The organism is Methylotenera sp. (assembly GCF_029945535.1).
Taxonomy (GTDB): Bacteria; Pseudomonadota; Gammaproteobacteria; order Burkholderiales; family Methylophilaceae; genus Methylotenera.
This window is the reverse complement of record NZ_JAQSCU010000013.1, coordinates 16157-41785: the sequence shown is the minus strand read 5'-3', so window position 1 is coordinate 41785 and position 25629 is coordinate 16157. Positions and strand designations below refer to the sequence as shown.

At 42.2% G+C, this 25629-nt stretch carries 27 protein-coding genes; 13 read left to right on the top strand and 14 right to left on the bottom strand.

The window, feature by feature from the left end; translation table 11 throughout:
- The first annotated feature begins 77 nt into the window (after nt 1-77).
- Nucleotides 78-1436 (top strand): cell envelope integrity protein CreD, encoded by a 1359-nt coding sequence (gene creD, locus PSU72_RS08015; RefSeq protein WP_300431804.1) that lies wholly within the window; start codon nt 78-80, stop codon nt 1434-1436.
- A gap of 77 nt (nt 1437-1513) precedes the next feature.
- Here the strand turns inward: creD and PSU72_RS08010 are convergent, their stop codons facing one another.
- The 8 genes from PSU72_RS08010 to PSU72_RS07975 form a co-directional block, all read right to left on the bottom strand.
- Entirely contained in the window at nt 1514-1774 is a 261-nt protein-coding gene (locus tag PSU72_RS08010) for a hypothetical protein (RefSeq protein ID WP_300431803.1), read from the bottom strand.
- The gene (locus PSU72_RS08005) at nt 1767-2015 is read right to left on the bottom strand and encodes a GIY-YIG nuclease family protein (RefSeq protein ID WP_013148720.1); all 249 of its coding nucleotides are present in this window, start codon (nt 2013-2015) and stop codon (nt 1767-1769) included. Before PSU72_RS08005 ends, PSU72_RS08010 begins: the two co-directional genes overlap by 8 nt.
- A gap of 34 nt (nt 2016-2049) precedes the next feature.
- On the bottom strand, nt 2050-2439 hold the full coding sequence (gene gloA, locus PSU72_RS08000; protein WP_013148721.1) for a lactoylglutathione lyase: 390 nt from the start codon (nt 2437-2439) through the stop codon (nt 2050-2052).
- Between the two features lie 30 nt (nt 2440-2469).
- Nucleotides 2470-2721, bottom strand: a complete 252-nt coding sequence (locus PSU72_RS07995) for a YfhL family 4Fe-4S dicluster ferredoxin (RefSeq protein ID WP_300431802.1) — start codon at nt 2719-2721, stop codon at nt 2470-2472.
- Nucleotides 2721-3212: a pantetheine-phosphate adenylyltransferase gene (gene coaD / locus PSU72_RS07990; RefSeq protein ID WP_300431801.1), complete on the bottom strand. Its 492-nt coding sequence runs from the start codon at nt 3210-3212 to the stop codon at nt 2721-2723. Before coaD ends, PSU72_RS07995 begins: the two co-directional genes overlap by 1 nt.
- A gap of 9 nt (nt 3213-3221) precedes the next feature.
- Nucleotides 3222-3794 (bottom strand): 16S rRNA (guanine(966)-N(2))-methyltransferase RsmD, encoded by a 573-nt coding sequence (rsmD, locus tag PSU72_RS07985; RefSeq protein WP_300431800.1) that lies wholly within the window; start codon nt 3792-3794, stop codon nt 3222-3224.
- Between the two features lie 83 nt (nt 3795-3877).
- On the bottom strand, nt 3878-5188 hold the full coding sequence (locus PSU72_RS07980; protein ID WP_300431799.1) for a pitrilysin family protein: 1311 nt from the start codon (nt 5186-5188) through the stop codon (nt 3878-3880).
- Nucleotides 5189-5359: 171 nt separating this feature from the next.
- Nucleotides 5360-6685 carry a pitrilysin family protein gene (locus tag PSU72_RS07975; protein WP_300432505.1) on the bottom strand — a complete coding sequence of 442 codons (1326 nt, stop codon included), beginning with the start codon at nt 6683-6685 and terminating at the stop codon, nt 5360-5362.
- A gap of 308 nt (nt 6686-6993) precedes the next feature.
- Here PSU72_RS07975 and PSU72_RS07970 point away from each other — a divergent pair, with 308 nt between their 5' ends.
- The 7 genes from PSU72_RS07970 to rpoH all read left to right on the top strand — a co-directional run bounded on the left by PSU72_RS07970 (nt 6994) and on the right by rpoH (nt 12869).
- On the top strand, nt 6994-8241 hold the full coding sequence (locus tag PSU72_RS07970) for an OmpP1/FadL family transporter (protein WP_300431798.1): 1248 nt from the start codon (nt 6994-6996) through the stop codon (nt 8239-8241).
- A gap of 78 nt (nt 8242-8319) precedes the next feature.
- Entirely contained in the window at nt 8320-8751 is a 432-nt protein-coding gene (locus PSU72_RS07965; RefSeq protein WP_300431797.1) for a YeeE/YedE thiosulfate transporter family protein, read from the top strand.
- Nucleotides 8752-8759: 8 nt separating this feature from the next.
- Nucleotides 8760-9188 (top strand): DUF6691 family protein, encoded by a 429-nt coding sequence (locus PSU72_RS07960; RefSeq protein WP_300431796.1) that lies wholly within the window; start codon nt 8760-8762, stop codon nt 9186-9188.
- A 95-nt stretch (nt 9189-9283) separates the two neighbouring features.
- Complete coding sequence (ftsY, locus tag PSU72_RS07955) at nt 9284-10285, top strand: signal recognition particle-docking protein FtsY (protein WP_300431795.1); 1002 nt, start codon at nt 9284-9286, stop codon at nt 10283-10285.
- Between the two features lie 36 nt (nt 10286-10321).
- On the top strand, nt 10322-11008 hold the full coding sequence (gene ftsE, locus PSU72_RS07950) for a cell division ATP-binding protein FtsE (RefSeq protein WP_300431794.1): 687 nt from the start codon (nt 10322-10324) through the stop codon (nt 11006-11008).
- Entirely contained in the window at nt 11001-11921 is a 921-nt protein-coding gene (ftsX, locus tag PSU72_RS07945) for a permease-like cell division protein FtsX (RefSeq protein ID WP_300431793.1), read from the top strand. The genes ftsE and ftsX overlap by 8 nt, the downstream gene beginning before the upstream one ends.
- A gap of 90 nt (nt 11922-12011) precedes the next feature.
- Nucleotides 12012-12869, top strand: a complete 858-nt coding sequence (gene rpoH, locus PSU72_RS07940) for an RNA polymerase sigma factor RpoH (RefSeq protein ID WP_300431792.1) — start codon at nt 12012-12014, stop codon at nt 12867-12869.
- Nucleotides 12870-12948: 79 nt separating this feature from the next.
- Here rpoH and PSU72_RS07935 read toward each other — a convergent pair whose 3' ends face one another.
- A complete protein-coding gene (locus PSU72_RS07935) occupies nt 12949-14919 on the bottom strand; it encodes a dynamin family protein (RefSeq protein ID WP_300431791.1) in 1971 nt (656 codons plus the stop codon).
- Nucleotides 14920-15115: 196 nt separating this feature from the next.
- Here PSU72_RS07935 and PSU72_RS07930 point away from each other — a divergent pair, with 196 nt between their 5' ends.
- The 4 genes from PSU72_RS07930 to ubiB are packed head-to-tail and all read left to right on the top strand — an operon-like array spanning nt 15116 to nt 18467.
- Complete coding sequence (locus PSU72_RS07930) at nt 15116-15493, top strand: DUF971 domain-containing protein (RefSeq protein ID WP_013148775.1); 378 nt, start codon at nt 15116-15118, stop codon at nt 15491-15493.
- Between the two features lie 15 nt (nt 15494-15508).
- A complete protein-coding gene (ubiE, locus tag PSU72_RS07925) occupies nt 15509-16273 on the top strand; it encodes a bifunctional demethylmenaquinone methyltransferase/2-methoxy-6-polyprenyl-1,4-benzoquinol methylase UbiE (protein ID WP_013148776.1) in 765 nt (254 codons plus the stop codon).
- Nucleotide 16274: 1 nt separating this feature from the next.
- A complete protein-coding gene (locus PSU72_RS07920; protein ID WP_300431790.1) occupies nt 16275-16883 on the top strand; it encodes an SCP2 sterol-binding domain-containing protein in 609 nt (202 codons plus the stop codon).
- A 39-nt stretch (nt 16884-16922) separates the two neighbouring features.
- Nucleotides 16923-18467 (top strand): ubiquinone biosynthesis regulatory protein kinase UbiB, encoded by a 1545-nt coding sequence (gene ubiB, locus PSU72_RS07915; protein WP_300431789.1) that lies wholly within the window; start codon nt 16923-16925, stop codon nt 18465-18467.
- 39 nt (nt 18468-18506) lie between these two features.
- Here ubiB and mutM read toward each other — a convergent pair whose 3' ends face one another.
- From mutM to PSU72_RS07890, 5 genes are all read right to left on the bottom strand, one after another.
- The gene (mutM, locus tag PSU72_RS07910) at nt 18507-19322 is read right to left on the bottom strand and encodes a bifunctional DNA-formamidopyrimidine glycosylase/DNA-(apurinic or apyrimidinic site) lyase (RefSeq protein ID WP_300431788.1); all 816 of its coding nucleotides are present in this window, start codon (nt 19320-19322) and stop codon (nt 18507-18509) included.
- A gap of 108 nt (nt 19323-19430) precedes the next feature.
- Nucleotides 19431-20342, bottom strand: coding sequence for a DUF4340 domain-containing protein (locus PSU72_RS07905; RefSeq protein WP_300431787.1), 912 nt, complete (start codon nt 20340-20342; stop codon nt 19431-19433).
- A 59-nt stretch (nt 20343-20401) separates the two neighbouring features.
- Entirely contained in the window at nt 20402-21787 is a 1386-nt protein-coding gene (locus PSU72_RS07900; protein ID WP_300431786.1) for a DUF4350 domain-containing protein, read from the bottom strand.
- 48 nt (nt 21788-21835) lie between these two features.
- Complete coding sequence (locus PSU72_RS07895; protein WP_300431785.1) at nt 21836-22582, bottom strand: ABC transporter permease subunit; 747 nt, start codon at nt 22580-22582, stop codon at nt 21836-21838.
- A 15-nt stretch (nt 22583-22597) separates the two neighbouring features.
- Complete coding sequence (locus PSU72_RS07890) at nt 22598-23548, bottom strand: ABC transporter ATP-binding protein (RefSeq protein ID WP_300431784.1); 951 nt, start codon at nt 23546-23548, stop codon at nt 22598-22600.
- 324 nt (nt 23549-23872) lie between these two features.
- On the opposite strand from PSU72_RS07890, the gene PSU72_RS07885 reads away from it, so the two are divergent.
- Entirely contained in the window at nt 23873-25612 is a 1740-nt protein-coding gene (locus PSU72_RS07885) for a tetratricopeptide repeat protein (protein WP_300431783.1), read from the top strand.
- The last annotated feature ends 17 nt before the right edge of the window (nt 25613-25629 follow it).

Genomic DNA, 25629 nt, shown 5'->3' with positions numbered 1-25629 from the left:
CACTTCACACAAGCACATCAACACTTCACCTGTGCCCACTATTCTGCTAACTCCACATTACACATTCGGAGTTCATCATGAATCGGGCATTTATTTTTAAAGTCATCGGAATTTTTCTTCTCACCATGGTCATGTCGTGGGCGGTGATGTACATCAACTCGCTAATTTCAGAACGACAAAATCGGCAAAATGAAGTTAAACAGGAAATCGCAAAAAGCTCTGCTGGCGAGCAAACCATTACTGGCCCATTATTAGTAGTGCCATATATTGAGGAATACGCAGAAAGCACCACGGAAAACGGCATTAAAAAAACCGTCAATGTACGTGAGCAACACTGGAAGTTTATTCTGCCTGAAAATCTAGAATTGAGAGGTGGTTTCACCAATCAGTTTAAAAAGCTAGGTATTTATAAAGCGCTGACGTATGAATTAGGCGGAAATTTTAAAGGTACATTTAAACTCCCTGCTCATTTAGGCATTAGTGCGCAACGCCAGAACAGCACCCTTAGCATTCAGCCTGCTTACATCGCTATCGGCATTAGCGACCCACGTGGCATTAGCGGGCAGCCAGAATTTACTTGGAATAGCCGCACGCTTAATTTTGAGCAAGGTAGTAATGTTCGATTATTAGGTAATGGCGTTCACGTGCAAGTTGGTCAGATTGAAAATACTTACGAACAAAATATTGCTTTTGAATTCAAGCTGAACCTGCGCGGCATGGAAAATTACAACTACGTGCCTATCGCGGAAAACAACGTGATTAATTTGCAATCGAGCTGGCAGCACCCTCATTTTGGCGGTAGCTTCTTACCAGACCCAGCCACTCAAAAAATCTCACCAGCAGGCTTTCAAGCACAATGGGCGGTCTCTTCACTTTCTAGCAGCAACCAAGCTTCATTAATTAGCAATCTTGAAAGCGGTGAAAGAAAAAATGAATTAGAAACACTCAATATAGGCTTTGTAGAACCAATTAACGTCTACAGCCAAGCCGACCGCGCAACTAAATACGGACTACTTTTCATAGGGTTAACTTTTGCGGGCTTCTTTATTTTTGAAATCTTAAAACAATTACGCATCCACCCAGCACAGTACACCTTTGTTGGCTTAGCTATGGCTTTGTTTTACCTACTACTTATTTCGCTATCAGAACATATCAGCTTTGCAGCAGCCTACTTTTCAGCCAGCTTAGCCTGCGTAAGCTTATTGGGCTACTACCTGAGCTATGTACTCAAAAGTAAAGCTAATGGTATGCTGTTCGCTGTCTTGCTAACGTCTCTTTACGGCGCCTTGTACGCAATATTAGCCTCAGAGGATAATGCATTACTTATGGGCTCATTGCTGGTGTTCGGCTTACTGGCTGTGACTATGGTGATTACACGTAAGGTGGATTGGTATCAAATCAGCGCTAAAGAATCCCCTTCATTTAACAACATATAAATATTGTGAATAATGGATTGATTACCAGGCATCTTGATTAGTTAGTTACAAAAAAAAGCCCGTAACTGCGGGCTTTTTTATAAACTTAAACTTGTCAGAATCGCGTTCAACTCTTTAGTGATATCAGTAAAATCTTCAAACTTTTTACCCGCTGTTTTAGCATACCAATACTTGCTGTTCCACTCGTCACCTTCAATTTTATGCAGTACAGCATGCAGCCAATTGGCAGTGGTATTTTTATAGTCTTGAGCGATATTATGTGCATTGTCCCAGTCACCATCGAGCGCAGCTTGCACGGCTAATTTTAGTTCCGCTATATTCAACTCGGTGTTATTCATTAAAATATTGCAGCTTTTTATTTCTCGGTAGACTCTTCAATTGCGCCTCTGCCACACTGGCGCTAGATCTATCTGGATATGGTTTTGAAGCGATAATTTTGATTGGTGGGTTCGCGCGAGTATAACGCGCGCCTTTGCCTGATACATGAGTGGCGAAGCGCGCTTCTACATCATTGGTAATACCTGCGTAATAAGCGCCGTTATTGCATTCCAGCAGGTATAAAAACCAAGAAGTAGTCATGAGTTTTAAGCGACTAATTTACAAACAATTTAACTTAATAAGTTCCAGCTTGGATGAATTCAACTTTATAGCCATCTGGGTCCTCAACAAAAGCAATTACAGTGGTGCCGTGCATCATTGGTCCTGCTTCACGCACGACTTTTCCACCTGCATTTCGTACAGCCTCACAAGCTTTATACGCATCATCAACTTCTAATGCGATATGTCCATAAGCTTTGCCCATATCGTAGCTTTCTACGCCATAGTTATAAGTAAGCTCAAGCACTGTATGGTCACTTTCTGCGCCATAGCCTACAAATGCCAAAGTGAACTTGCCATCTGGAAAGTCGTTATGGCGTAGTACTTTCATGCCTAAAACTTCGGTATAGAACTTGATTGATCGCTCCAGATTACCAACACGGAGCATGGTGTGTAGCATGCGCATATAAATTCCTTTTTCGTTATTGTGTAACTATTATTTAACAGCGGTAAGTTGATAGTATTTATGCATCAATTGGTCTTTAGATTCAACCACGTCAGGATTGAATGGAATGCAGTCAATTGGGCACACGATTTGGCATTGCGGTTTGTCGTAATGCCCTACGCACTCGGTACATTTATTGGGGTCGATTTCATAAATCTCTTCACCCTGATAAATAGCACCATTAGGACATTCTGGCTCGCAAACGTCGCAATTAATGCAATCATCGGTAATCATTAAGGCCATTATTTGCTGCCTAATTTTTCATTAATCGCATCTTCCACCATGGGTGATACGAAAGCATGTACATTGCCGCCCAGCACGGCTACTTCGCGCACTAAACTTGAAGAAATGAACATGAATTGTTCTGATGGCGTCAAAAATAAGGTTTCAAATTGCGGATAAAGTTTACGGTTCATACCTGCTAGCTGAAACTCATATTCAAAATCGGAAGCTGCACGCAAGCCTCGAATCACCATTTTTGCGCCTTGGTCTTGCACAAACTGCATCAGCAAGCCGCTAAAGCCGACCACTTTAATATTATCGGCATGTTCAAAGACACTTTTAGCCAACACTACGCGCTCTTCTAAGCTAAATAGCGTTTTTTTGTTTGTGCTGCCAGCAACAGCCACAATCACTTCATCAAACAAATCCGCCGCACGACGCACAATATCCTCGTGCCCCAAGGTAATTGGGTCAAAAGTACCAGGGTAAACTGCGATACGATTTTTACTCATATTCGTCACTTAGTCGTTAGTATGGGTTAATTTTAACAGATGATAAAACACATTACCCGCTTTGCTTTGCTTGACGACTTGCCAGCCTGCTGCAAACTCGGCATTCTCATCTAATGCATATTCCGCTTCTGCGTACACAAACCCATCAGGCTTTAAATGCTGCAAGAGCAAAGGCAATACTTTTGGGAGCCATTGCTGATTGTAAGGTGGGTCTAAGAAAATCAGGTTGAATTTTTGTTGATTAGCATTCAGAAAAAGCATGGCATCTTGATGCAAAACCTGCGCTTGTTCGGCTTTTAATAGCTGCTTATTCTCAAGCATGGCTTTATAGGAGGGAGTGGACTTCTCTACTAAGGTGACAGAGCTTGCACCGCGAGATAGTGCTTCAAAACCCATCACGCCAGTACCTGCAAATAAGTCCAAACAGTTTTGACCTGTTAACTCCTGCCCAAGCCAATTAAATACCGTTTGCCGCACGCGCTCTGGTGTAGGGCGCAAGCCTGTCGCATCAGGGAACTTGATTAAGCGGCTTCGCCACTCGCCCGCATTAATGCGCACGGTATTTAGTTTTTGTGTTGCCATCTGGGTATGCTGGTTTTGCTAGATATAAAACCAGCATTTTACTACTAAAGACCTTGGCAAATTTATGAAGCTACTTCAAAACCCTACTTTGCAGCATCACCGACAATAATTGTTACAAAATTCTCAGCTTTAAGTCTGCGATTAAATGCTTCTTTAATTTGCGCGGTAGTGACGCTGGCTACTTTTGCGTTGTAGTCATCTAGATAGCTAAGCGGCAATTTGTAAAAACCAATCACAGCTAAATAGTCCAAAATCTTGCCATTGCTATCAATGCGCATAGGAAAGCCACCAATAATATTGGCCTTTGCGGCTTTTAACTCAGACTCTGTAACGCCATCTTTGAGAAATTTATCTAAAGTTTCACGCACTAACTTCAAAGCATCATCTGCTTGGTCTTTTTTGGTCTGTAAGCCAATTTGGAATGGGCCTAATTCTGCCATCGGCATAAAGTAACTGTAGACGCTGTATACCAAACCACGTTTTTCACGGACTTCTTCAGTTAAACGCGACACAAAGCCACCTCCACCTAAAATGTAGTTACCAACATATAAGGGAAGTAAATCTGGGTCACCACGTTTAATGCCAGGGTAACCTAATAGAATATGGGATTGTGATGCAGGATGCACAATGCGCTGCTCTACTGCTTTAGTCGGATATGCTACAGGTGGAATCGGCGCAATCACGACTGATTTTGGTAGTCCGCTCGATATATTCTCAGCAATCTTATTTGCTTGTTCGCGTGTTAAATCGCCAATCATGGCAATCACTGCGCCCTTTGCACCGTAATATTGGCTGTAGAAATTCTGTAAATCTTCACGCTTAATTTTAGCAACGGTATCTACCTCACCACTTTCATCCAAGCTATACGGGTGCGAGCCATACAGCGCTTTCATAAAAGCCTTGTTTGAAATACTTTCTGGTTGCGTTTCAGCTTCTTGCAAGCCAGAAATAATCCGTGCTTTTTCACGCGCTAACACCACTTCTGGAAAGTCTGGTTTTTGTAGAACTTTTGTAAATACCTCTAGCGCAAGCGTTTGTTCACGTGTGCTGCTTAAAGTACGTAATTTAAACCCTGAGCGATCAGCATCAAAATCCCCACTCAAAATAGCACCAATATCCGCCATTTTATTGGCGATGACTTCATCAGTCATGCCATCCGCACCCAATGTCATCATGTATTTGGTAATACCAGCTACGCCTGATTTCTCAGCGGTATCATGCGCGCTACCTGCAGCAAAATTGACGCTTAAATCGACAATCGGCAGATCATGATTTTCTACAAAATAAACCTCAGTACCTGTGCTGGTTTGCCATTGCTGGATTTTGACTGCAGCGTTACTGTTAAGCGCAACTAAGCTACTCACTACAATTGTTAAAATTTGAATTATTTTCATTTTATTACCTTAACTGGATTCTCACCTACGCGGAAATGACGAACTTTAAAATTAACTTAACTCAGTCAATTGAAAATGGCTAAGCAAGACTAGGCGCTCAATGCCGACGTGTATGTTTTATACACGAGGTGTTGTGCAACAACGTATTGCGACGCTATTTTCAATTGACGCTCAATGTACATGGGGCTTGCCTTGCGGCTTCGCATTCGGATCTATCGGCTGCGGATCTAAAGTCGCAATGGTTAAATTATCTTTAACTAGATATTTCTTAGCGACTGCTTGCACTTGTTCTGACGTCACCGCGCGCAATTTTGCTTGGTAACCATCTAAAATTCTCCAAGAGAACCCTATCGTTTCCACCGTACCTATCTGCATGGCTTGGTAAAACATAGAGTCGCGCTGATAAACGTCTGAGGCAATTACGCCCGCTTTAACGCGATCAAGCTCTTCAGTGGTCACACCAGATGTTTTGATTTTTTCTATTTGTTGCAACAAAGCCGCTTCTACTTCATTCACGGTTTTGCCTTCGCTTGGCGTGCCGTCTAACTCAAACAAGCTCAAACGTCCGCGTTCCAAAAGGTCATAACCTGCACTCACATCAACAGCCAACTGCGTATCTCGCACCAAGCTTTGATTAAGTCGCGCAGCGGGATTTCCACTTAACACGCCTGCTAACACCTCTAGTGCATACGGCTCCCAGTCTGACTCTGGGTTATTCAATGCAGGTACATGGTAACCCATGAGAATATAAGGCTGTTTAGCGGGTGCTTTAACTATAATGCGGCGCTCGCCAATTTGTGGCGGCTCTACTTGTGGCTTGCGAGCAGGCAATACTTTTGGCGTTAGTTTGCCAAAATATTGTTGGGCAAGCTTGTAAACATCACCTGCTTTTACATCCCCCACAACGACTAGCGTGGCATTATTAGGCGCATACCAGTTGTGATACCACTCACGCGCGTCTTCATAAGTCATATTTTCCAGATCGTTCATAAAACCTACAACAGGTCGTGCGTATGGGTGGGCGCGATAAACCGTACCTTGAAAAGCCTCATTCACCATGGCTTGCGGCTTATCATCGGTGCGCCAACGACGCTCTTCCATCACCACTTTAATTTCTTTATCAAACTCTTCTTTAGTCAGTTGTAGATTCGCCATGCGGTCAGCTTCTAACTCAAAAGATAGTGGTAATTGTGACTTTTCAAGTTGCTGAAAGTAACAAGTGTAATCAGCACCAGTAAAGGCATTCTCCTTACCGCCTGCTGCTGCGATTAAGCGTGAGAACTGACCTGCTTTCACTTTTTTAGTGCCTTTAAACATCATATGTTCTAGCACGTGCGCTACGCCAGTTTTACCATTCACTTCATCCATGCTACCGGCGCGATACCATACCTGCGAAACCACTACCGGCGAACGATGATCTTCTTGCACCACAAGTTTTAAACCATTATCAAGTTTGAACTCCTGTATTGAACTTTCTGCAAAAACGGTAATTGGCATTGCTAATATTAAAATCAATAAGCTTTTGATACGCACCTTGTACTTCTCCAAATTCTTGTTAATGACTATCTTCTAAATAAATCTTGTCTGATTATAGCTTGGCTAAGGTTTTAAAGTCTCCATCATTCTAAACCAGCTGTGTGACATGAATAGTTACGCGTTAGTTCATCACAGAAAAATACCAAGCTAAAACGCAATTTATATTATTCTAAATAATTATATGCATATCCTAATAAAGTATTTTATCTTATTTAAATTAGTGACTAAAGTTAGCGACATACAATTAATCACCGCAACAAAGGCAAGCAATGAAACTTACACTAAAACTCCTACCTCTCATTATTATTGCAGCATCTGCCGAGGCCAAAGCCACCGATGGCTACTTTGCACATGGTTATGGCGTTAAATCTCAAGGGATGGGTGGCGTGGGCATTGCATTACCACAAGATGCACTTGCTGCAGCAGCAAACCCAGCCGGTATGGGTTTAATTGGTGACCGTGTTGATTTCGGTGTGACTTGGTTCAGGCCGCAACGTGAAAGTCAGATCACTGGTAACGGCGCGCCTATACCAAATATCAATAACACCTATGACGCTAACGATACTGAAAACTTTATCATTCCAGAGTTTGGTTACAATCGTCAAATTAACCCCAACTTAACGTTAGGCGTGAGTGTTTATGGTAACGGTGGGATGAATACCGATTATAAAAATGGCATTCCTTTATTCGGCAGTACAGGGAGTGCAGGTGTTGATTTGATACAGGTATTCGTTGCGCCTACCGTCACTTGGAAACTTACCCCAACTCAAACCATAGGCGCCTCTCTAAACTTAGCTTATCAACGGTTTGAAGCGAAGGGGCTGCAAGGTTTTGCCCCAGCAAGCTCATCCCCCAGTGATCTGACTAACAATGGTCACGACAACTCTTACGGCGCAGGTCTGCATTTAGGCTGGATTGGACAAATCAATGACGTAGTGAGCTTGGGTGCAAGCTACCAAAGCCGTACCTACATGAGCAAGTTTGACAAATACAAAGGCCTGTTTGCCGAGCAAGGTGATTTTGACATCCCTTCGACGTATGGCATTGGTATTGCAGTCAAAGCGACACCACAACTCACACTAGCAGCGGATGTAGAGCGTATAAATTACAGTGATGTTAATTCTATTGCTAATGCTTCTTTATCAAATCTCGGAAATGGCCTAGGTTCTGATAATGGAGCGGGGTTTGGATGGCGTGACGTGACAGCGACAAAGTTAGGCGCCAGCTATGCCTATAGCGATGCACTCACACTTAGAGCAGGCTACAATCACTCAACACAACCGATTCGTCAAACGGATACTTTGTTCAAAATACTCGCTCCTGGAGTGGTTCAAGATCATGCAACACTAGGTGCAACTTGGGTACTTGCCAATAAATCTGAAGTTTCACTCTCATATATTCACGCATTTGAAGAAAAGGTCAATGGAAATGGCTCGCTCCAAGGCTTTGGCGGCGGTGAAGCCAACTTAAAAATGTATCAAGACTCACTGGGCATTGCTTACGGCTGGCAGCTTTAGTTTAACTAATAACCCAAGTAACAAAGCCGCGCATATAATATGTGCGGCTTCTTTATTATTTAACGCTAATAAACACTTATGACAATCTACTGGAATCACTTCACGCCTTGGTCTGCACTAGCTGGTGGTGGGCTAATCGGCATTTCCGTAGCACTTTTAATATTATTAAACGGCCGCATTGCTGGCATCACTGGCATTATCGGCGGACTATTTAAACCTGCTAAAGGTGACGTAGCTTGGCGCATTGCTTTTACTTTTGGGTTAATTATCGCGCCTATTATTTGGCTTCTATTCGGAAAATTACCTGAAATCACCATTGATGCAAATTACGGCTTACTTGTCGTTGCTGGGTTAATTGTTGGCTTTGGCGCACGTCTAGGCTCAGGCTGCACCAGCGGCCATGGCGTATGTGGAATTTCTCGCTTATCGCCACGCTCCATCATCGCCACGCTCGCCTTTATGGGCACAGGCTTCTTAACTGTATTTATTGCGCGTCACTTACTGGGTTGATTGTAAAAATGAAAAGTCGTTTAAGTGTTATTACCGCATTGCTTTCTGGTCTTATATTTGGCTTTGGACTTATGCTAGCGGGTATGGCGAACCCCGCCAAAGTATTAGCCTTTTTAGATATTACTGCACTATGGGATCCTTCTTTAGCGCTCGTGATGGGCGGTGCAATAGCCGTTGGCTTTATGGCGTTTAAAATTGCAGGTAAACGTACAAGCAGCGTTTTAGGCTTACCTATGAACATTCCTACTTTGCGCGCAATTGATAAGAATTTAGTGCTTGGTGCGCTAATATTCGGCATTGGCTGGGGTTTAGCTGGCATCTGCCCTGCACCTGCATTTGTGTTATTCGGCACGGGTAGCATCAAAGGCATTGTATTTCTAATTTCTATGTTAGTTGGCATGGGCGTCTTCGAACTGATTGAAAGTCGCCATAAGTAACACTTCTCAACTAAGGATTAAAAGTAACTTCACGGCATGACCTGAAAATTAAGATAAAATAGCGCTTATCAAATCAGCCAAATTATTGAGTAGCTATGTTCGATTTTTTCAAAAAAAAACCAGCCCAACCTGAACACGAAGACACTACTGAGCAAGTAGATACAGCAATCACCGAGGCGCCAGTAGCCACACAAAGTTGGAGTGAGCGTCTAAAACAAAGCCTCAGCAAAACACGTAAACAGCTTGGTAACCAACTCGCTAGCTTGTTTGGTGGCGGAAAAATCGACGCAGAAGTTTATGAAGAACTAGAAACCATTTTAATTACTTCAGATGTAGGCGTGAATGCTACTAAAAACCTGCTTGCCGACATCAAAAACCGCGTAAAAGTGCAAAGTCTAGATGATACAGTTCAGCTCAAAGCTGCGCTAAAAGAAGCGATGTCTGATTTACTCACACCACTACAAAAGCCGCTCGATACCAGCGGTCACAAGCCATTTGTGATTATGCTAGCGGGTGTGAATGGCGCAGGTAAAACAACCTCAATTGGCAAACTTGCTCATGCATTTCAAGCAGAAGGCAAATCTGTACTTATTGCCGCAGGTGATACATTTAGAGCTGCAGCACGCGAGCAATTGCAAATTTGGGGGGAGCGCAATGGTGTACATGTGGTTTCGCAAACCAGTGGTGATGCTGCTGCCGTGATGTTTGATGCCATTAACTCTGCAAAAGCTAAAAATATCGACATCGTACTGGCAGACACTGCAGGTCGCTTGCCCACACAAATGCATCTAATGGACGAAATTGCTAAAGTGAAGCGCGTAATGGATAAAGCATTGCCTGGTGCGCCACATGAAGTGTTGTTAGTGCTAGACGCTAACACTGGCCAAAATGCCGTGACGCAAGTAAAAACCTTCGACGACGCACTAGGTGTTACAGGCTTGGTTCTTAGTAAGCTAGATGGTACCGCTAAAGGCGGCGTCATTGCGGCGATTGCTGAAGCACGCCCGATCCCAATCCGCTATATTGGTATCGGCGAAAGCATAGATGACTTACGACCGTTTATTGCTGCTGATTTTATTGATGCAATGATTGATTAATAATTTCATTCACCATTTAACGATATAATCTGTCCAATGATTAAATTTGACCAAGTCACCAAGCGCTACCCCAGTAGCAACGAAGCCTTAAAAAACGCCAGCTTTACCATTGAAGCTGGTGAGCTGGTATTTGTGACAGGACATTCTGGTGCAGGTAAAAGCACGTTACTCAAGCTGATTGCGGCGACTGAAAAACCGACTAGTGGCACGGTACTGATTGCTAACCAAAATATTAGCAAACTTAAACCTTCCGCCATCCCATTTATGCGTCGCAAATTTGGTTTGATTTTTCAAGACCATAAGTTGCTGTATGACCGCAACTGCTTCGAAAATGTGATTCTACCGTTGCACATCAACGGCATCACTGGCAATGAAGCTGCAAAACGTGTGCGCGCAGCTTTAGATAAAGTTGGTTTACTGCAAAAAGAAAAAGCCATGCCGATAACACTATCCGGTGGCGAACAACAGCGTTTAGCCATTGCACGTGCAGTGGTAAGTCGCCCTTCTATATTGATTGCAGATGAACCAACGGGCAATTTAGATGCCAGTTACGCGGCAGATATTATGGCAATTTTTCATGCATTCCACCAAGTTGGCGTAACGGTAATCGTAGCCACGCACGATGCACTCGGTATGAGTGCTGTTCAAAACCGTGTGCTACATCTTAATCAAGGTCAACTGACGCATACTCAATCTGGGCTTGATGGAGTTCATCATGAATAACTGGCTCAACCAGCACATACAAACCATTAAACTGGTGCTTGGTCGTATGCAAAATAATGCATTATCTACATTTATGATCAGTCTAGTGATTGCCGTTGCACTGTGTGTGCCTGGGCTGTTTTATTTAGGTGTAGATCATTTATCAAAATTTACCAATCACATGCAAGATGAAACAGAGATTAGTCTTTTTCTAAAGCTTGATGCAGATAAAGATGCCGTGACTGAAATCGGCGAGGTTTTAGCAAAAAACGATTCTATTAAAAACTTTCATTTAGTCACCAAAGAAAATGCATGGCAGGCACTTAAGAGTAAAGCCGAAGCTGACAATGAAACAGACAGTAAAATTGCCGATTTAGAAAAAAACCCGCTACCAGATGCATTCTTTATTCAAGCTAAATCTACTGAGCCAGAGACGCTAGAGGCACTAAAAAAAGAGCTTCAAAGCATTCCTGGTGTTGAACATGTACTGTTGAATACCGACTGGGCAAAGCGCCTATCTGCGCTATTAGCACTAGGCAAAAAAATCATATTATTTGTAACCGCCCTACTTGCTGTCGCTTTGCTAGTTATTATAGGCAACACCATACGCATGCAAATACTCACGCAAAAAGATGAAGTCATTGTGAGTAAGTTAATAGGAGCCACTAATAGCTTTATTCGAATTCCATTTTTGTATGCTGGCATTCTGTACGGCTTATTTGGCGGGCTGCTTGCAATCATCATGCTGGTGTTGGCGGTTAAGGTGTTCAATCTATCGGTGCAACAACTATCCAGCTTGTACAGCAGCGACTTCAGCTTGCCTTTATTCAACGGTCAGCTTTTTGTCGGCATCATCGGCTTCGCCATTTTCATTGGCTGGCTGGGATCATATCTCGCGGTTTCTCGCTCTATAGCCTCAATTAAAATTAATTAAGCTATTTTTACCTATTATTTGAACCATTTAGCCACTAGCACTCTAATAGCAAGAGTGCTAATATATTAGCTATTGGAGGAAATAAGTTCAATGAGTAACGCATTAACATTACCAGTATTAACCGCATCTGACAGCCTAGAGCATTACTCTAGGGTGATTAAGGCATATCCAGTTCTGTCCGCAGAAGAGGAGTATTCACTTGCCGTGAAGTTTAGAGCTGACAATGATTTAGAAGCTGCGCGCCAGTTAATTGTCTCGCATCTGCGCTTAGTCGCCAGTATCGCGCGTGGCTACAACGGTTACGGCCTGCCTCAATCAGACTTAATTCAAGAAGGTAATATCGGTCTGATGAAGGCAGTAAAACGCTTTGACCCAGAGCGTGGTGTGCGCTTAGTGTCTTTTGCGATGCATTGGATTAAAGCTGAAATGCACGAGTATATTGTGCGCAATTGGCGTATGGTAAAAATTGCGACAACCAAAGCACAACGTAAACTATTCTTTAATTTACGTAGTATGAAAACTGGTTTAAATAGTTTGCAACCAGCTGAAGTAGCGCATATTGCTAGAGAGTTGAATGTTAAGCCTGAAGAAGTGCTGGAAATGGAAGCGCGCTTAAATGGACATGAGATTTCGCTTGAAGCAAATATTGACGATGATAGCGATGAGCAGTACAGCCCAATAGCTTACTTACCTGACGAAGGTTTAGAGCCACTAGAAGCTTTGCAGTCTAAGCAAACTGAAATGGCTGAAACCACAGGTTTAGCTAATGCGCTTCAGAACTTAGATGACAGAAGCCGTCGTGTTGTTGAAGCGCGCTGGTTGCAAGATCAAGGCGGCAAAACTTTACATGAACTAGCTGATGAGTTCGGCGTTTCTGCTGAGCGTATTCGCCAAATCGAGCAAAAAGCTATGCAAAAAATGAAGACTTTGATGTTAGCTAGTCGTTAATATTTAGGTTTTAGTAAGAGTTAAATAAAAAAGGCTGCAATGCAGCCTTTTTTATTTTCTATTAACGAACACTGTTAAATTACGCAGCCATTTCAATTTCAACTGGCTCAAACGCTAGCGCATTTTTCATGTGCATACGCAATACTTTCAGGTCATCCAACTGGGCTTGTATACTCTTCTCAATCGCTTCTAACTCTAAAATACGGTCTTCCAAAGTATCAGTCGCTTTATAAATACGTTTAATACTTTCTAAACGACGACGCAATTGCAATTGATGCTCACGCACTTGTGACTCCATTGGCGAAATCACTGCTTTTAGCCAATTTTCAATATCACGATTTGCCACTTCATACACATGAATCACACGACTAGCCAGCGTTTCAAAGAATTTAGTGGTAAGCGTCATTTTCTCATTGGCAATCATATTAAATGCAGTATTAAATTGCTCTTTATATGCACGTTCTAATTTAGCCAGTTCTTTTTGATAGCGTAATGTTGAAAAAGCAGGTGGATCGGACTTGCGCAGACCATGCTCTTTAGAGAACTTCTCATACATTACATCCATCATTTTTTTAATTTCATCTATTTGTGCATCAGATGAAACCAAGCGTGTTTTCAACTCACTGAAAAAATTATCCATCGCATCACGAATAGTTTTAGTGAAACTTGCGCTCTGCATAGTCTCACGTGTCGAATGCACATGCGTTTTAAGCGCTTCCATGCCTAAAAGTGTGAACAAGCGATTGGTATGTTGAGAGAAAATACTACGCAAGGCTTGAAAGCGCTGTAGACCTTTCTCGAAGTTCTCTTTATCAACCTTGACCTTATTCATCATGTGTTCAACAACGTCTTCATTCTTACCACGCAAGCCACGCAACTCAAGCAGCTGATCATTGATGCCTGAAATACGCGCATCTAAAATCAAGTGAGAATTGGCGATTAAATCTTCGATTTCGTTTTGCGTATTATCACGAACGATTTCTTTTTTAGATGGAATCAGTTCGTCAGACAAAGCACGCTCTAGCTCTAAAATACGACTCTTTTCGAGTAACTCTGGATCGTTGTTAACCTTAGCTAACAAACCCTTTTGGGCAGAAATAGGGAATATTTGGTTGGTTTCTAAGCCCAATAAATCTGCACTTGATTTGATTTGCTTAGTCAGTTCCTTTTGAATTTCTTCTTCGTCTTTTAGCTCGTCCCAGAGGCCATCAATTTTATTAAGTACAGCTAAACGACCCTTTTGCTTCCAGCGTGTGCCGCTAATGTATTGGCGCCACACATCAATTTCCGATTTAGTCACACCAGTATCCGCAGCCAATATAAATAATACAGCATGGGCATTTGGCAACATATTCAAGGTTAATTCAGGCTCGGTACCAATTGCATTCAAACCTGGTGTATCTAAAATAACCAAGCCTTGCTCAAGTAGCGGATGCGGGAAGTTAATCATCGCATAGCGCCAACTTGGCACATCAATAGTGCCGTCCTTGTTAACGCTTAGCGCGTCATCTGCACTGTTTGGATCAAACAAGCCATATTTTTCAGCTTCTAAGACTGACACAGCTTTAGTATTACTCACCTCTTTAAAAGCGCTGACCATGCTTTCGTTAGACTCAATGTCAAAGGTGACTGTTTTCCACTCTTCTGGATAACGTTTATATTCTGTGGTGGTGGCATCAGATAAGCGCGTTTCAATTGGCAACAACATAATTGAACTTGGCTTAGTTTTGTCGTAGAGCAACTCTGTCGGGCACATGGTTGTGCGGCCTGCGCTTGAAGGCAATAACCTTGTACCGTAACCTGCAAAGAAGATTGCATTAATAAGCTCAGATTTACCACGAGAAAATTCCGCTACAAATGCAACGTTTAATTTATCTTCACGAAGTCTATCTAACAGATGCTGTATACGTTGATCAACTTGACCGTCATTGAGTTCTTGCTCATTCAGCCAACTCCTATAATCAGATATAGTATCAACCAAGGCTTTGCGCCATTCGGTATATGCTGCAAATTGATTCGCCAGCTTGCCATTAGATTTTTCTTGAGCCATGTCAATCCTTACCTATTTTTACTTAATAGAACTTTATCATTATTTATATAATAATCAACCGAATCAATTAACTATTATTTACATTTAAAATAAAATTTAGATAGACGGGCTAAATTTGATGACGAACGGCGCACTGATGCATCATCATCAAGCCATGCCATTCTGTTATCATCTTATTTTACCTAAAAGAGTCATCATGAGCGGCTTAACCAACAACACTCCTCGTCCAATTGACATTCGATTGCACCAAGCTTCGCGTCTGTTAGAGATCAAGTTTGATAACAATATGGAATGCCAGTTATCTTGCGAATTTCTACGTGTTTACTCTCCTTCGGCGGAGGTAAAAGGACATGGTCCTGGGCAAGAAGTATTACAAGTTGGTAAAGAAGATGTGAATATCACAGCTATCGAACCAGTTGGTAATTATGCGGTCAAGCTTACATTCTCTGACGGTCATAATACAGGTTTATATTCATGGGACTACTTATATGACCTGGGCCGAGACTATGAAGCGCTTTGGCTAGAATATTTAGGCAGATTAAGCGCTGCTGGTATTAAACGCAAAGAAAGTTAATACGGATAACGTTAAATGACGACTGAACACAACATAAATCAAGACGGCAATCAAAACACACACTTTGGCTTTAAAACCGTTGCTGAAAATGAAAAAGCAAAAAAAGTAGGTGAGGTTTTTCATTCTGTGGCGAGCAAATATGACCTGATGAACGATGTCATGTCAGCAGGCTTGCATAGAGGTTGGAAGCGCTTTGCTATAGAAATAAGTGGTGTAAAAGCAGGTGATAAAGTGTTAGATATTGCGGGTGGCAGCGGCGATTTATCCAAGTTATTCGCAAAAAAAGTTGGTGCTGACGGCCAAGTCATACTGACCGACATTAACGCCTCCATGTTGGCTGTTGGACGTGACCGCATGCTGGATGCCGGTTTAAGCGTGCCAGCGTTACAGTGCGATGCAGAAAAACTGCCCTTCCCCGACAACCACTTTGACTGCGTAATAGTCGCGTTTGGTTTGCGCAACATGACACACAAAGATAAAGCCTTAGCAGAAATGCAGCGCGTGCTTAAAGTGGGCGGTAGATTGCTGGTACTTGAATTTTCAAAAGTGTGGCAGCCGCTTTCTAAAATATACGATGTATATTCATTCAAGCTATTACCCTTTATGGGCAAAATTCTCGCTAAAGATGCAGAGAGTTATCAATATTTGGCTGAATCTATCCGCATGCATCCAGACCAAGAAACGCTCAAGCAAATGATGACTGATGCAGGCTTGAGCAAAGTCGATTACTACAATCTTGCCGCAGGGGTAGTTGCTTTGCATAAAGGTTATAAAACTTAATATGCTCAAAGCACTGTCAACGCGTTTATTGCAACATCTAATCTCGCAAAATAGTTGGGCAAGTAATCTGCTAAAGCCATTTGCAGGTAAATCTATACAGATTAATGTGAGCTTTATCTCAGCTAGTTTAGTGATATTAGAGAGTGGCAATTTAGCCATGGCGGGTGAAACTAACATTCCCGATGCCGTGGTAACGATTCCGCCGAGCTTACTGTTACGCCTGCTCGCTAAAGACGAAGCCGCAAAAAGGCAAATTAATATTGAAGGTGATACGCATCTAGCCGCAGAGTTAGCCAAAGTATTCTCGAATATGCGTTGGGATTACGAGGATGATTTAAGCAATTTGATTGGCGATATTCCTGCAAATAAAATCGGTACATTTACACGTGATGCAGCAAATAAATTGAAAGAAACTAGCGTCAATCTGGCAGAAATGTTGAGCGAGTATTGGCAAGAAGAAATGCCACTTATAGCCAAAAAGCGTCATGTTGAGCAATTCAATGCGGAAGTTGATACCTTAGGTGCAGATGTAGCGCGCTTTGAAAAAAAGCTAGCCAAGCTGGCTAAGAATATCAAAGCCAACTTAGACAACGGTCTATTAGAAAATTAAACAAAAACAGCAATGCTGTAGATAGCAACGACTAAACATATGCGCATTTTTCGGCTCTTTTATATTATTTATATTGCACTACGTTTTGGCCTAGATGAATTCATTTTAAGCCATACCAAATTAAAACCACTTCAGAGCATCATCAATGTTTTACTATTTTGGCGTGACAAAAGCAAACCTCGCGGCGAACGTCTAAGGTTAGCGCTCGAGGCATTAGGTCCAATTTTTGTCAAATTCGGGCAGATGCTATCCACTCGGCGCGACTTAATTCCGCTAGATATTGCTGATGAACTTGCCAAACTACAAGACCAAGTACCTCCCGTTGCGTTTACTGAAATCGAGTCAGTTATACATGAAGCGTTTAACTTACCGCTTAATCAAGTGTTTTCAAGCTTTGAAGAGAAAGCGATTGCCAGCGCATCTGTCGCACAAGTGCATTTTGCTTACTTACTCGATGGCACGCCAGTTGCCGTAAAGGTATTGCGCCCCGGCATTGCAAAAGTTATTAATCATGATTTAGAACTTTTAGATACCGCCGCATGGTTATTGCAAGGTATATCCGCCGAGGTTAAACGCTTAAAACCACGTGAAGTCGTTGCAGAGTTTGCAGAACATACCCATAGCGAGTTAGATTTAACGCTAGAAGCCGCCAACTGTACGCGACTGTCCAGCAACTTCCCAGATAAGCGCTTATTAGTTCCACATGTGCATTGGGACTGGTGCCGCCAGCAAGTGATGGTAATGCAGCGTATGGTGGGTACGCCCATTAGCAAAGTTGACGTGCTGCGCGCCAAAGGCATAGACATCCCTAAGCTTGCGCACGATGGCGTAGAAATATTTTTCACACAAGTATTTCGCGATGGTTTCTTTCATGCCGACATGCACCCTGGCAATATTCAAGTAGCCGATGATGGGCGTTATATCGCGCTCGATTTCGGTATTATGGGCACGCTGACAGATAATGATAAATACTATCTCGCGCGCAATTTTCTAGCCTTTTTCAATGGCGATTATCGTGACGTAGCAGTTGCGCATATTGAATCTGGTTGGGTACCAAAAAATACCAATGTTGAAGCACTAGAAACCGCTGTACGTGCAATATGTGAGCCAATATTCGACAAGCCACTTAAAGATATTTCATTTGGGCGCACGTTATTAAGCTTATTTCAAATGTCGCGTAAGTTCGGTGTGATTATTCAGCCACAGCTTGTCATGTTGCAAAAAACCTTACTGAATATTGAGGGCTTAGGCCGTGATTTAGATCCTGATATAGACTTGTGGCAAACAGCTAAACCATTTTTAAAACGTTGGATGAGCGAACAAATAGGTTGGCGCAGCATTGTAAAAACAATGAAAAAAGAGCTGCCTTATGTTGCAAAAAATCTGCCGCAAATGCCGCGCTTAGTACATCAGTTTTTAACACAGCAAACGCGTGCCGAACAAGATGCGCCTATCAGACAGGCCATTGATGCATTAATTAAAACTCAAGAAAATCAGGCGCGTTGGCAAAAAAGATTAACCCTAGCTGTAAGCCTGCTCGTATTGCTTCAAGTGGCGGGATTATTGATATTTTGGTGCTTATAGATTTAAAGCTTAATTCTAGAACTCAGAAATAAACTTAATCTATCGCTTCTGACACTTCTCGCAATAAAATGTAGAGCGTTGACCTAAGCGTATACATTTAATCGGCTTTGTGCAGACTTTGCATGGTTCATCAGTGCGCGCATAGACAAAGTACTCTTGCTGAAAATAGCCAATATTGCCGTCAACGCCAAAAAAATCTCGCAGACTGCTACCGCCCGCAGACAAGGCATCATTTAAAGTACTTTTGATTTCCACCACTAACCTCTCACACTGCCTTAAAGTCAGTTTGCTAGCTGATGTTTCTGGATGAATGCGTGCTCGAAATAGCGACTCAGAGGCATAGATATTACCTACACCCACCACGATATGGCCATCCATAATGGCATTTTTGATAGCTAGCGTTTTATTACTTAATGCAGTGTGCAGATATTTAGCGTTGAAGCCCTCTTCTAGCGGCTCTGGACCTAGGCTATTCAACAGCACATGGTGATTATCTTTGTTATCTATCCACAATACTGCGCCAAAGCGACGTGGGTCGCGCAGCCGCAATACTTGACCATCAGTAAACTCAATATCGAAATGGTCATGCTTTTCTGGTGGATAATTTGTATCCAGCAATTGAACACGTCCAGACATGCCTAGGTGCAACAACAAAACACCAGTGTCGTACTCACACAAAATGTACTTTGCGCGACGTGTAAGGCCGCGTAGTGTTTGATTGGGTAATGTTTGAAGCAGAGTCTGAGGGATAGGCCAGCGCAGCGTAGGATGGCGAATGGTAACCGATTTAACCACCTTGCCGACAAGAGGCAAAAGCCCACGGCGGGTGGTTTCTACCTCTGGGAGTTCTGGCATAAACTTTACTCCATTTCTTTATTAATAATGTCTAGGCGACAAGCCGAAGACAGTGCTATAGCACGGCAAGGTGAAGGCAACAACGACAGTGTTGATAAAGAAATGGAATTACTTGCTAGGAATGTTAATTGGTGGATTCAACATCGTGAAACCAGCATCCGCCGGGAAGTTGTAGATCAAACCTTCGTCTGGACGGGCTAACAGTAAATCAGGTGACTCCTGAATCTTATCAAAACGCACTTTGCTGCCGTCCGCTAATTTAATCATTACATATGGGTAAGTGATTTTACGATCTGGCGTATACATTTCTACAGATTTCGCTGGATTATGCACCCATGAAAAATCTAACCACTCGTTCATTTCGTTCTGTTGTGGCTTGGCTGCTGCGATTGAAACGTTCCATTTTCCATCAGCTAAATCAACATTCAACCTTGTGTCTGACCATTGCTCTAAGTGACTAAAATCAAAACCGGCTATTTTCTCAGTTGGTTTTAGTGGTGACTTATCAATCAACTCAATAACCTGTGTAGAAGCCGCTTCAGCATAGTTGTTAGACACCAAATACACTGCATTTCTGTGAGCAACATATTGCTCATCAGTCACAGGGTTGTGTGTGCCGAATGTGAATTCTTCTACACTGTTTTTATCTTGGCTGTTTTTGTCTCTAATAAGCTTCAATTTAAGCGCAGGGTTGTTTAAACCGAATTTTTCTAAATCAGGATTGGTAATTTTATCTTTTGATCTTGCTGCAATAATAGACAAAATACGTTGCACTGAAGCTTGGTCCGCGCGCATGTTAATCGGCGCACTCAAACGCCAGAAACCGCTCACTTTGTCCAACTTAACTGCCGCTTTAGCTGGGAACTCCACACTAATTGCATTGAATTCAGCTAGCTTATATGCAGAGATATCATAGCTGGCTTCTTGTTCTGCAGTTTGTTTAGGACGCAAATATAAAAATGCCACCAAACTTGCCACTACACACAACATCACCAAATTAAGTAACCAGCGTTTTTTCATGTATACCTTAATTTATCTCAATTTAAACTTAAAACTCACTTACTTAAATACTTACTAGCTTAAGCTTTTCTGCGTTTCCACCAGAAATAGAAGCCCGCAATCATCATGCCAAACGGGATGAAGTATTGAAAGCCATGGAACACAGTCCAAGCAACCATGCGGCCTGTATCAGTATCTGGAATAGTCACATTAATATCTTTAAGTGGCATTGGCTGTATGGTAATGAGCTTATCGTCGCCCGCAAGCCAGTTCACCATATTGACGCCTAAGTCTAGGTTTCCGCCATTAGTAATAAAGGTATTAGATAAGAAGTTACCGTTACCCATCACAACTACGCGCTGACCTTTTTTGCCATAGGTACGCTCTAAAGCTACGCCGATGTTGATTGGGCCACGTTTGTCTTTTTTCTCGTTAAATGTAGGTTTAGCATCTTTAGCTAATTTTTCTGATGCTAACCAACCATTTGGTGCAACTTCAACTAGATTACTGACTTTCCAGCCATTTTCATCTGTACCTTGCGCGCTGACTTCATGCGCCTCTGGGAACAAAGTGCGTAACATAAAGTTAGTAGTAATTGCATGCTCACCATACAAACTCGCAAATGAAACGCGCGCATCAGCGCCATACTGTGCTGAAGCCATATCTAACGCGATACCAGGCGAAACATGCAAGCCTAGATAATCTGCGACTTCTTTCATGCCGCGATAATTGTCGTCATCTAGCAACCAAAATAAATTACCGCCCGCCTCAAGATAAGCTTTGATTTTCTTCGCTTCAACTTCACTGACGTCCACTTGAGGACTAGCAATCACAAGCATCGAACCATTACTTGGTACGCTTTGCGCGATGGTTAAATCTGGATTGGCAAATTTAAAGCCTTTTTTCTCTAATTGTTTACCGAACTCGCCCAAATCAAAGTTCTTTACGCCTAATAAATTACGCTCGCCATGACCATCCAAATACATCACAGCTTGCTGGTTAGTACGTGACAATCGCACCAATAAGTTGGTCATTTCTTGTTCAGCAATTGGCGGAATAATATGTTCGGTGCGTTTGTTGTACTCAACAATCACTTCGCCATCCTCTTTAACACCAGCATCTTGTGCCAGCTTTGGCTCAATAGACGGGTTTACAAAAGTGAGGTTGATGTTTTTCTTTTCACGTTGATAGCGCGCTACAAAATCAATCATTCCTTTACGGAAGTTGTCGCCACCTGATGCATCATCTTTAGTCGCAAACACCGTAATATTAATAGGTGCGTTCATCTGCTTAAGCACGTTAACACTGCCTTGCGTAAGAATGTTGCGGTTAGCTTGTGTGATGTCTTTTGCAACACGATATTGACTCGCTAAATAGCCAAGCAGAATCACCAGCAATAAAAACAGTACGACAAAAAAACTGTTTTGCACTAACAATTGAAAACGTAATTTACGATTGATATTCATTTTACAAGACCTAATATTCTGCTGGGTTTAATATGAAACTAAGTTCGATTAGCCGCGTAAGCGGTCGGCATCTAAACGACGTACAGTTAACGTTAGAAATGTGATGATAAATAACAAGAAGTAGGCAATATCACCCGAGTCAATTAAACCACCTGAGAACGATTGAAAGTGTCGAGTAAGCGACAAGCTTGCTAGCATATTGCTTGGGTCACCTGCAAAAAAGCGATCCAAAAACATTAAAGCGAATAAAGCGATAAACGTTAAGATTGCTGCAATCACTGGTTGCTGCGTCATGCTTGAAAAATACAAACCTAGTGCAGAAAAGCTAGCAATCATGAGCAACAAACCGATCGAGTTGGCAATGATGAAGCCAAAATCAATGTCAGCCCAAATATTAAGCGTAGATAACATTAACGCAATAAATACGACCAAGATACTTAAAAATGCTACTAAACCTAGAAATTTACCCATTACGATTTCTGTGAGTGAAATTGGCGCGCTGAATAAGAATGGTAACGTTTGGCTGCGACGCTCTTCAGAAATCAATCGCATAGACAATAAGGGCACAGCAAATAACACCATAAATGACGCAAAGCCATAGACCATTTGCCCGACGAACTGCGTTACGCCTGTGCGTTCTGCAGGGCGCATTGCACCCGACATCACGGCAAAATAATCATTCACGCCGTTTAAGTAGTATGTACCGAATGAAAACATCAGTAAGGATAAAATTACCCAGCCCATAGGCGAGGCAAACATACTTTTAAGTTCTTTTCTTGCTACATTGATAATCATGATGAGACCTTAAGTTTACGCGGCAGGCTGTTCAGCAACAGGCTGTTCTTGATAGGTGAGTTGCACGAATACATCTTCCAGACTAGTTTGATCAGGCGCAATTTGATACAAGCCCCAACCATTTTTAACCGCTGTCTGCACGATAGATTCAGCAGGTGCAGTGTCATCAGCAAAGCGAACGCGCATTAAACCAGCAGAGACATTTTCAGCTTCAGTGACACCAGCAATTTTCAACATTTCATCTGCAGATGGCGCGTTGTGCATACCGATTAATAATTTATTGCCAATGCGATGCTTTTTAAGCACATCAATTGCACCGTTAAATACTAGCTTACCCTTATCAATAATTTGCACATGGTCACATACCATTTCAACCTCAGGCAAAATATGGGTAGAGATAATGACGCTACGTTCAGCACCTACTTCACGAATCAATGCACGAATATCACGAATTTGAATTGGATCTAAACCAACTGTTGGTTCATCTAGAATGACAACCATTGGATTATGAATAATGGCTTGGGCAATACCGACGCGTTGTTGATAACCATTTGAAAGGTTTTCAATCAGACGCTTGCTCATGTGACCTAAACCACAGCGCTCTTTTGCCACTTCCACCGCTTTTTTGATACTGCCAGAACTGACTCTATGCAATCTAGCCGCGATAGTTAAATATTCATCTACAGTCAACTCTTTATATAAAGGGCGCATTTCAGGCAAGTAACCAATAAGCGCTTTGGCTTCTTTTGGGCTCTCCATCATATCAATACCACAAATCTTGACTGAGCCATTACTTGGCGCAAGATTACCTGTCAGCATTTTCATGGTAGTCGATTTACCAGCACCGTTTGGGCCTAAAAAGCCCAAAACTTGACCTTTGCTTAAAGTAAAACTCACATTGCTGACGGCTTCCCTGCCACCGTATAGCCGTGTGAGTTCAGTTGCCTCTACTGTAAAATTATTCATAGTTACTCTATTTGTCATTACAAAAATACAGGTTATTGTGACTAAAAATCAATCAGTTATCTTTAAAAATCACAACCTGTCAGCGCCAAAAATTACTTCTGCGTTTGAGAAGCGCAATATAGGAAAGTTCTATTGACATTCATTGCAGTCAATCCATAATTATGGAGGAACTTGCAGCACCTGTCACGGACTAAGAAATAGGACAGTACAATACTGTAGTAATGGCTTATTATCTTACATATTAATTTGCCGCGACTATTAAACCTTATTTTTAAAGCTTATTCCCACTCATTTTTAATAATTACAAAATAACTTATGCGCCCAATGCCTCATCTATCTGAAACTAAACTCCATTCAAACAGAACTTTGTTCAAGATTAAAAACATCATCGGCACAAGCCTAATAGCTAGCGCCTTGTGCATGAGTGGTTGCGCGACAGTGACAGGTGGACCAGCCAATAAATCGGCACAAGCCAATCAGTTCAATGCTGAAGCGGATTTTGTTTTTAAATATCTAGTGGCTGAAGTTGCGGGGCAACGCGGTGATTTAGCAACTTCAAGCAAAGTTTTTTATGAGCTAGCAAAAACCTCCCAAGATGCCAGCTTGGCAGAGCGCGCCGCCAAAGTTGCGGCTTACGGTAACGTACCTGGCATGACAGTACCTGCAATAAAGCTTTGGTCTGAACTTGATCCGACTTCTAACGAAGCGCAACAAGCCATGACTGAAATACTCATCGCGACAGACCAATTAGATGCAGCCAAACCCTACTTAGCGAAACTTTTTGACAAGGAAGAGACACGTGCTGGCGGTTTTTTATACCTTAACAACCTGCTTAGCCGCAGCAAAAACAAAGCTGGCGTGTTGAATCTGGTTCAGTCACTTGCCGCACCATATCCAGATTTGGCTGAAGCGCAATTCGCAATTGCACAATCGGCCTATGCGGCAAACCAAAACAACGTAGCGCTACAGGCACTTGATAAAGCCGAAGCGCTTAAGCCAGGCTGGAATGTTGCAGCGTTACTCAAGGGACAAATATTATTTAATCAAGCGCCTCAATCTGGCATAGATTTTTATCAATCATTCTTAGATCAATATCCTGAATCAAATGAAGTTCGCGTCAACATGGCTAAAATCATGGTGAATCAAAAGCAATATGATGCCGCGAAAAAACAATATCCAACCATATTGCAATATGGCAAAAATAGTCCAGAAGTAACGGCTGTTATTGGCTTACTATCGTTTCAAGCTGGCGACTTTGCAGGTGCTGAGGGTTATTTTCAGCAATCTCTAACACAGGATTTTAAAGATACAGACCAACTATATATTTACTTAGCACAAGTCACTGAAAAACAAAATCGCGATGCGGATGCAATGGCTTGGTATAGCAAAGTGCAGCCAGGGCCACGCTTTTTAGAAGCTCAGATTGGTTTGACGAACATCATCGCACGCACTCAATCAGTTGATAAAGCCATTGAAAAGCTTGATGCTTTGGAAGATTTAACGACTGAGCAGCAAATCATCGTTATTCAAACAGAAGCTTCGTTGCTAGCAAAAGCTAAGCGCGATAAAGATGCGTTTGATTTACTGGATAAAGCCGTTAAAAACCTCCCCAATACTCCAGAGTTGGTTTACGACTACGCACTATCTGCTGAACGAGTTAACAAACTAGATATTATGGAAAGCGAATTACGCAAAACCATCGCAGCGAAGCCTGACTTTGCTGCAGCTTACAATGCACTGGGCTACTCATTCGCTGATCGCAACATCAAGCTAGATGAAGCCGTCACGCTAATAGAAAAAGCCTTAACTATCAGCCCAAATGATCATTACATGTTAGATAGTCTTGGTTGGGCGTACTACAGAAAAGGTAAGTTAGATAAGGCAATCACATACTTGGAACAAGCTTACCAAGTGAATCAAGACCCTGAAATAGCCGCACATTTAGGTGAGGTTTTATGGCAAAAAGGTAAGCATGATGAGGCTAAAAAACTCTGGACCGATGCACTTAGCAAAAATCCAGATAACGAAGTATTGATTACAACAGCCAATAAATTCAAATCGTAATTCTTTTCACTTAAGAT

What these genes read in the sequence shown, in the direction of transcription:
- creD (WP_300431804.1), top strand. Translation starts at nt 78, where the DNA reads ATGAATCGGGCATTTATTTTTAAAGTCATCGGAATTTTTCTTCTCACC.
- PSU72_RS08010 (WP_300431803.1), bottom strand. Translation starts at nt 1,774, where the DNA reads ATGAATAACACCGAGTTGAATATAGCGGAACTAAAATTAGCCGTGCAA.
- PSU72_RS08005 (WP_013148720.1), bottom strand. Translation starts at nt 2,015, where the DNA reads ATGACTACTTCTTGGTTTTTATACCTGCTGGAATGCAATAACGGCGCT.
- gloA (WP_013148721.1), bottom strand. Translation starts at nt 2,439, where the DNA reads ATGCGCATGCTACACACCATGCTCCGTGTTGGTAATCTGGAGCGATCA.
- PSU72_RS07995 (WP_300431802.1), bottom strand. Translation starts at nt 2,721, where the DNA reads ATGGCCTTAATGATTACCGATGATTGCATTAATTGCGACGTTTGCGAG.
- coaD (WP_300431801.1), bottom strand. Translation starts at nt 3,212, where the DNA reads ATGAGTAAAAATCGTATCGCAGTTTACCCTGGTACTTTTGACCCAATT.
- rsmD (WP_300431800.1), bottom strand. Translation starts at nt 3,794, where the DNA reads ATGGCAACACAAAAACTAAATACCGTGCGCATTAATGCGGGCGAGTGG.
- PSU72_RS07980 (WP_300431799.1), bottom strand. Translation starts at nt 5,188, where the DNA reads ATGAAAATAATTCAAATTTTAACAATTGTAGTGAGTAGCTTAGTTGCG.
- PSU72_RS07975 (WP_300432505.1), bottom strand. Translation starts at nt 6,685, where the DNA reads ATGCCAATTACCGTTTTTGCAGAAAGTTCAATACAGGAGTTCAAACTT.
- PSU72_RS07970 (WP_300431798.1), top strand. Translation starts at nt 6,994, where the DNA reads ATGAAACTTACACTAAAACTCCTACCTCTCATTATTATTGCAGCATCT.
- PSU72_RS07965 (WP_300431797.1), top strand. Translation starts at nt 8,320, where the DNA reads ATGACAATCTACTGGAATCACTTCACGCCTTGGTCTGCACTAGCTGGT.
- PSU72_RS07960 (WP_300431796.1), top strand. Translation starts at nt 8,760, where the DNA reads ATGAAAAGTCGTTTAAGTGTTATTACCGCATTGCTTTCTGGTCTTATA.
- ftsY (WP_300431795.1), top strand. Translation starts at nt 9,284, where the DNA reads ATGTTCGATTTTTTCAAAAAAAAACCAGCCCAACCTGAACACGAAGAC.
- ftsE (WP_300431794.1), top strand. Translation starts at nt 10,322, where the DNA reads ATGATTAAATTTGACCAAGTCACCAAGCGCTACCCCAGTAGCAACGAA.
- ftsX (WP_300431793.1), top strand. Translation starts at nt 11,001, where the DNA reads ATGAATAACTGGCTCAACCAGCACATACAAACCATTAAACTGGTGCTT.
- rpoH (WP_300431792.1), top strand. Translation starts at nt 12,012, where the DNA reads ATGAGTAACGCATTAACATTACCAGTATTAACCGCATCTGACAGCCTA.
- PSU72_RS07935 (WP_300431791.1), bottom strand. Translation starts at nt 14,919, where the DNA reads ATGGCTCAAGAAAAATCTAATGGCAAGCTGGCGAATCAATTTGCAGCA.
- PSU72_RS07930 (WP_013148775.1), top strand. Translation starts at nt 15,116, where the DNA reads ATGAGCGGCTTAACCAACAACACTCCTCGTCCAATTGACATTCGATTG.
- ubiE (WP_013148776.1), top strand. Translation starts at nt 15,509, where the DNA reads ATGACGACTGAACACAACATAAATCAAGACGGCAATCAAAACACACAC.
- PSU72_RS07920 (WP_300431790.1), top strand. Translation starts at nt 16,275, where the DNA reads ATGCTCAAAGCACTGTCAACGCGTTTATTGCAACATCTAATCTCGCAA.
- ubiB (WP_300431789.1), top strand. Translation starts at nt 16,923, where the DNA reads ATGCGCATTTTTCGGCTCTTTTATATTATTTATATTGCACTACGTTTT.
- mutM (WP_300431788.1), bottom strand. Translation starts at nt 19,322, where the DNA reads ATGCCAGAACTCCCAGAGGTAGAAACCACCCGCCGTGGGCTTTTGCCT.
- PSU72_RS07905 (WP_300431787.1), bottom strand. Translation starts at nt 20,342, where the DNA reads ATGAAAAAACGCTGGTTACTTAATTTGGTGATGTTGTGTGTAGTGGCA.
- PSU72_RS07900 (WP_300431786.1), bottom strand. Translation starts at nt 21,787, where the DNA reads ATGAATATCAATCGTAAATTACGTTTTCAATTGTTAGTGCAAAACAGT.
- PSU72_RS07895 (WP_300431785.1), bottom strand. Translation starts at nt 22,582, where the DNA reads ATGATTATCAATGTAGCAAGAAAAGAACTTAAAAGTATGTTTGCCTCG.
- PSU72_RS07890 (WP_300431784.1), bottom strand. Translation starts at nt 23,548, where the DNA reads ATGAATAATTTTACAGTAGAGGCAACTGAACTCACACGGCTATACGGT.
- PSU72_RS07885 (WP_300431783.1), top strand. Translation starts at nt 23,873, where the DNA reads ATGCCTCATCTATCTGAAACTAAACTCCATTCAAACAGAACTTTGTTC.